This window comes from Phytoactinopolyspora halotolerans (genome assembly GCF_010550675.1).
Classification (GTDB): domain Bacteria; phylum Actinomycetota; class Actinomycetes; order Jiangellales; family Jiangellaceae; genus Phytoactinopolyspora; species Phytoactinopolyspora halotolerans.
This window is the reverse complement of record NZ_JAAGOA010000045.1, coordinates 1-7,457: the sequence shown is the minus strand read 5'-3', so window position 1 is coordinate 7,457 and position 7,457 is coordinate 1. Positions and strand designations below refer to the sequence as shown.

Annotated in this window: 1 protein-coding gene; it reads left to right on the top strand. The window is 63.5% G+C overall.

The features are described from left to right. Window positions 1-539: 539 nt before the first annotated feature. Window positions 540-7,457, top strand: a 6,918-nt coding sequence (locus tag G1H10_RS31885; RefSeq protein ID WP_163745322.1) for a golvesin C-terminal-like domain-containing protein, incomplete at its 3' end; no start/stop codon positions are given.

Below are 7,457 nucleotides of genomic sequence, written 5' to 3'. Positions count from 1 at the left end.
GGTCTTGGTCACCTGCGAGATCCGATCCCGCGGATCATAGGTGTAGCGGTAGGTCCGATCCGACGACAAACCCGGATTGTCCGCATCCATCGTGGACGCGACATCCCGGATCAGATTGCTGTTCGCGTCATAGGAGAACCCCGTGGTGTTCACCACCGACGTCCCGGAGAGCTCCTCAACCGCCGAGACCTGGCATTCGACGTTAACGGTGTGCGTACGTGGCCGGCACGAATCGATGTCTGCACGGTGAAATCGGGACAACGCACGCAAAGTGCCCTTTAGGAGTTATCGCTCGACCACCCTCTAGGGGTACGGGGTCGCGCGAAGTTTTTTGTCACATTTCGTCACGGTTGACCCGTTTGGGATGTTTCGAGCATGTTGTTGGGGCGGGGTGTCGCGGAGATCATTCTGCGCGGCAGGGAATGTGAATCGCCTGGTTCCAGGCGTAGGCGGGAACGTCCGTTCGAGCGCCACGTGAAGCGCTCGAGGATGAGGGAGGCACGGTGGGTAGGAAGCTGTTTTCTCGGCTTGTCGCGCTCATGATTTCCAGCGTTCTGGTCTGGTCAGGTTTGCCGACCACGGCCGTCGAGGTGGCAGACGTCGACGTTGCGCGCGCTGCGGAGCCGGTGCAGGCGGCCGGCCCGAAGGCTAATGCGTCGTTGGCGCAGACCGATGAGGAAATCGATGCCGAAGTCGAAGACGGGAATGAGGGTCCTCCGCCTGAGAGGGTGAAGGAGCTCAAGTCACGCCGCACGGCGAATACGAAGGTCTTTCAGCTCTCAGACGGACGGTTCGAAGCGGAGCTATCGGCGGATCCCGTCCATTTCCGCGACGCCGAGGGCGACTGGAAGGAGATCGACACGACCGTCACGGACGCATCCCGTGAGGGTTACACCTACGGCAACAAGAAGAACGGCTTCCACAGCTCGTTCGGCACGCGATCGGATCGCCTGATTCGCCTGGATGTGGGCAAGCGATTTCTGACCATGGGCATCGACGGCGATCGGCGTGACCTAGAGCCGGACGTGTCCGAAGACGTAGTCACGTACCCCGATGCGTTCGGTGATGCGGACCTCGTCTACCAGGTCACCCCGGTCGGGGTGAAGGAGGAGATCGTCCTTGACGAGCCGCCCGAGCAGACCGAGTTCACCTTCACGATGCGCATGGGCGGGGTCGTAGCCCGCGAACAGGAAGACGGCTCGATCGGATTCTTCCGCCGCAGTGGCGGTGGATCGCCAGTGTTCGAGATCCCGAAGCCGTTCATGTACGACGACGCGGACGACGCGAGCTCTCCCTACGGAAAGGCGTGGTCGGACGAGGTCACACAATCGGTCACCCAGGACGGTTCGCGGATCGACATCACGCTGACCGCCGACGAGGAATGGCTGGCCGACCCGGACCGCACCTACCCGGTGGTGATCGACCCGACCATCATCATCGAGCCGACACCCACGCAGGGCCAGGACGCGATGATCCGATCTGCGGCGTCGTCCACCAATTACGGCGAGAGCTGGCAGCTCGGAGTGGGAACCGACAGCTCTGGAGTCGCGCGGAGCCTACTGCGCTTCGACGTCTCGTGGCTCGACCCCGGCACGCAGATCGACTCGGCGGAGCTGCGCGTCTGGTATGACCAGGGCTACCACACAAACGAGTACGACGTCCCGATCGAGGCTCGTCGCGTCACCGCGCCGTGGGACGAGTCGACCGTCACATGGTCGAACTTCAGCGGCGGCGACGGCGCCCAGGCTTTCACACGAGAGACGGTCGACAACGGAGACGAGGGTAAGACGTCGTTCACGGGCACGTGGCCATACTCGACCAACTCGAACTTGACGCAGCACGCCGTCAATGGGGACTACCAGTACGACGGCGCGGACGGGACGAGCGAGACGTACACGTGGATTCCCGACGTGCCTGCCGACGGTGTCTACGAGGCTGAGGCGCACTACGTCCAGGCGGGTGACCGGACCACGGTGCCCTATACGGTTCATCACGCCGATGGCCAGGACACCGTCCCGATCGATCAAGCATCGGGGACGCAAGGTGTGTGGGCGTCACTGGGCGAGTACCCGTTCGACGCCGGCACGAGCCACAAGATCGATCTCACCGAGGTGAACGAGTCAGGAAAATCGGTCATCGCCGACGCGGTGCGGCTGACGGCTTGGGCTGAGCAGACCAAGGAGCAATACGTCAACAGCGTCTGGCACGGGTTCCCGGTGCGTGACCTGGTTCAGCAGTGGGTCGACGGTGTGCATGAGAACTACGGCTTCATGCTTCGCGCGGCGGACGAGTCCGTCAGTGGTCGCGGGGGTGCGTACTACGAGGCCGCGGAGTACGCGTATAACGGCGGCACGGCCAACCGGCCCAAGCTGGTGCTCACCTACGGCAAGCCGGGCGTCGTGCTGGACCCGATCACGACGTTCTACGCGACCGGCGCCGAGTTGTCCTGGCCGGAATACTCCGGCGACGACATCGTCGAGTACCAGGTGCACCGGTCGATCTTCCAGCGGTTCACCCCGTCTGCTGCGACGCTCGTGGCTCCGTTGCCCACCGGGACGACGAGCTTCACGGACACCACGGCGGAGCCGACGCCGGCCGACGACCCGGAACCGTTCGGCAACGCGTACTACTACATGATCGCGGTCAAGACCGACGATGGCGACGTCGTGCCCGGCAACTCTCAGCTCGCGCGCCTGCCGAAGGTGGGCAACGTCTCGAAGATCCTGCAAGGCAACGCGGTAGACACCACGCTGTCCAGCGGAGACTCGAACACCAATCACGACGAGTTCGACGGCGAGCCCTGGCTGGGCGCGGGTGACAACGGCGGCAGCTACGGCAAGACTCGCACCCTGGTCAAGTTCCCCGACCTGAACGATGAGGTGCCCGCGGGCGCAACCATCACGGATGCCGACCTGCGACTGTGGAAGCCGTTGACGTTCGGTTCCGGGGCACAGTTCGACCTGCATGCGCTCACGACCGAGTTCGACGAGAACACGGCAACCTGGAACGAGGCCAAGGCATGGAACCAGTGGTCCACCCCGGGCGGCGATTACGATCCGACCGTCGTCGATTCCGTGCCGACCATGACCACCGACTCGAAATGGCACCAGTGGTATATCGATGATCTCGTCCAGCAATGGGTGGACGACGCGAGTTCGAACCACGGTGCGTTGATCAAGATCGCCGACGAGTCGGCGAAGAACCAGTTGAGTGTGTTCGCATCCAACGAGCTGGCTACCGAGCCACGGCTGCGGCCACAACTGCGGATCAAGTACACCGAGCCGACCGCAGAGTCGACGTACTACGCACCAGCGACGTCCGTGCGTGCTGAGGTCGGTGAAGAGCGCACGGTGGACGTGACCGTGACCAACACCACCTCGGAGACATGGACGGTCGCCGACTACGTGCTGTCCTATCACTGGCTCACGCCCGATGGGACGGACATCACCACGACGGACAACCGCACCGAGACCGAGCTCCCGCGCGATCTCGCGCCAGGCGAGACGGCGACGGTCAGCGCGACGGTGATCTCGCCGACGCTGCGGGACCCGTCCAACAAGCGCGAGGAGTTCACCCTCCAGTGGGACATGCGCAACCGCGCCAGCGGGCAGTGGATGTCGGATCTACGCAACATCCCCGGGCTGGATCAGTCCGCCATCGTCGAGGACGTGACGTCCAACCAGCTCGGATTGGAGAAGTTCTACCAGTACACCGGCGTCGGCACTGGTGCGGGCTCGACCGTGCTGAACAACCTCTACGCAGGAAATACGGTCTTCTCCTACGACGCGCTGGCGAACCCGTCCCGCGGAGTGTCCACGTTCGTCCGGATGACGTACAACAGCCTGGACACGTCGGCCTCGTCGATGGGATTCGGGTGGACCCTCGCGACGTCGAGCCTGATGCGGATGGGCACACCGCTGGATTTCCACCCGCGTGGGCAGGACTGGCCGGCACAGATCACGCTGACCGACGGCGACGGCACGGCGCACCTGTTCCGGCTGAACAAGCACGACAGCAGCAACGAAGAGGACTGGGACTACGACTCGCCGCACGGCGTGAACCTGTACCTGCAGAAGACGGGCTCCTCGGATCCGACCCGGGCGTGGGTGTTCACTGCGCCGGATCGCACCGAGTTCTACTTCGACGAGGACGGCTACCAGTCCGCGCTGGCCGACAACAACGGCAATGAGCTCCTGTTCACCTACGAGAGCCGCAAGTCGAAGAACAAGCCGATCAAGTTCCTGCGGTACCTGACCGACCCGACTGGCCGTCAGACCTTGACGATCGACTACTACACCAAGGGGCAGGACTACACCTACGTCGACGACACCGGGGCCGCCCAATCCGACTCGAACTTGACGAACCCGAAGATCATCGACCAGGTCGAGTCGATCACGGACATCTCCGGACGCCGGATCGAGTTCGTCTACACCGAACAAGGCTTGCTCGCCGAGATGACGGACGGGGTCGGCGAGGACGAGGCGAAGACGTTCGGCTTCAGTTACGACGCCACGCAGGGCAACAAGAACGTCAAGCTCGTGGAGGTCACCGACCCGCGGGGCAATAGCACGGCGCTCACCTACTTCGAGTCCACCCAGGACCCGAAGGCCAAGTGGATGCTGGAATCCCTGACCGACCGGGCCGGCGGCACCACGCAGTTCGCCTACGTCGACCCCGACGGTCCCCAGGGCGGCACGATCGAGACGACGGTCACGGACGCCAAGAGCAACGCGACGGTCTACCTGATGGACGGGTTCGGGCGTCCGACGTCGACGACCAACGCCAAGGGCGAATCGACGACGCTGACCTGGGACGACAACCACAACGTCACTGAGCTTGTCGAGGACAACGGCGCGACGACCAGCTGGACCTACGATCCCAAGACGGGCTACCCGACATCCATCACCGATGCCGAAGCGAACGCGAACGGCACCGCGGGCACCACGCTGGACTATGAGACCAGCCTCAGTGGATATGTCGCCGACCTGGTCGGGAAGGTCAGCCCGGAAGGGCGCGCGTGGGAGTTCGGGTACGACTCCGCCGGAAACCTGTCCTCGGTGATCGATCCGGCCGGCACGGCGACCGACGAGCTCGGCGACTACATGACGACGTACACCTACGACTCGTACGGGCAACTGGAGACCGAGACCGACGCCAACGGCAACACCACGACGTACTCGGACTACCACCCGGCCGGCTACCCGAAGACGATCACCGACGCGCTGGACAACCCGACGTCCATGACGTACGACAAACGCGGCAACGTGCTGACCGTCACCAACGCCAACGGCGTGACCAGCACCTACGGCTACGACCTGTTCGGCCGGCCACTGGAGTCCAGCCAGCCCAAGGACGAGGACACGGGCGACCTCATCGTCACCCCGGCCCCGGTCTACGACCCGAACGACAACGTGCTGGAGTCCACGGCGCCGAACGGAGCGGTCTCGACCTACGAGTACGACCCGGTGGACCGGATGATCGCCAGTACCGCGCCGGTGGACGAGGCCGGTGATCCGGAGCGCCGCACCACCTATGCCTACGACGCGGTGGGGAACATCACCGAGGTGGTCGAGCCCAACGGGAACCTGGCCGACGCCGCCGAAGGCGAGTTCACCACCACCTACGGCTATGACGAGATCTACCAGCTGACCTCGGTCACCAACGCCGAAGACCACGTCATCACCTACGAGTACGACAACGTGGGCAATGTCGTCACCGTGGTCGACCCACGCAAGAACGCTTCGGCGGATCCGGACGATTACACGTCGACCTACACCTATGACCTCGCACACCGCACCACCGCCGTCACCGACGCGTCCGGGGAGACCGAGACCACCGAGTATGACCTCGACGGTCTCGTCACCCAGGTCACGGACAAACAGGGCGGGTACAAGAAGCTGAACTACGACCCACGCGGGCTGGTGACGTCGGTAACTGTTCTGCGAGACCTATCGGGGTTCCTCAGGACTGAGAACACGACCGCCTACGAATACGACGAGGTCGGCAACCGCACCCGAGTCCGCACGCCGCGCAACACGAGGCTTTTGTTCGAGTCGGACGCCTTTGTGTACGAGTGGGTCTACGACGAGCTCAACCGCGTCGTGGAACAGGTCCATCCTTACGATCCGAACCACTCAGTCTTCAACGCGCCGGTGTCCACGACATACTCCTATGACGCGGTGGGGAACCTGACTCAGGTGTCCGCGCCACCGTCGAATGGACACTCAGCGCGGAACACGACCGACTACACGCACTACGACAACGGCTGGATCAAGACCTCGACGGATCCGTGGCACATCGCCACGTCGTACGACTACAACGAGCTCGGTCAGCAGACTGCGCGGACACTGACCAGCGGTGGTGGCTCGTCGTCGCGGACGATGTCGTGGTCGTACTACCCCGACGGCAAACTCGCCGGGCGTTCCGACGACGGTGTTCCCGTCGGCCAGAACGAGATTGTGGTCGACAACACCGACTATCAGAACACCGAGATGGAGCCGACGTGGAACGGCGCGTCGGGCATTTCCGGCTACATCGGCCCTGGCTACCGATGGGTCGAGCCCGGCGATGGGTCGTCGACGTTCACGTGGCGTCTGAACGTCCCTGCGGACGGGGACTACGAAGTGTTCGTCAACTACGTGTCGACCTCGTCAAGGGCGACGGACGCTCCGTACGCGGTCACCCATGACGGCGGCGAGGACACAGTCCGGGTCAACCAGCAGAGCGGTGGCGGTGAGTGGCAGTCACTGGGGTCGTACGCGTTCAGTGAGGATGGCGATCACAGCATCGTTCTTTCTGACGACGCAGATGGGCGCGTGGTCGCGGATGCGGTAAAGCTGGTGCGGGACAACAGCGCCGACACCGACGCTGAAGCGAAGGATCTGGCGTACTCCTATGACGCGAACGGCAACCTGGTCGAGGTCACCGACGCCAGCTCGGATGCCGAGGTCGACGCTTACAAGATCGCCTACACCGGGTTGAACCAGGTCTCGAAGGTGGAGGAGTTCTCCGGAACGTCTGTGGTGAACACCACCGGGTTCTCTTATGACGCGAACGGTAATCCGCTGACGCGTACGCATGACGACACGTTCGCTGAGTACGCCTACGATCTGCGGGATCTGGTCGAGCAGGTCACCAATGCCGACGCGCCGGGCGATGCTGATGCGAAGGTCACCGAGTTCACGTATACGGCGAACGGGTGGCCGGCGACGGAGACGAAGCCGAACCAGAACGTGGTGACGTCGGAGTATTTCGACGACGGGCTGCTGAGGCATCAGGTCGAGACCAAGCCGGACGGGACCGTGGTCGCAGAACACCGGCTGTCCTATGACGCGAATGGCAATCTGATCCGGGATGTCGCGTCCACGATGGATGCGGACAATCCGGGTTTGTCGTCGGATCGGACCTACCGCTACACCTATGATCCGCGGGATCGGATCTCGCAGGTGACCAAGACC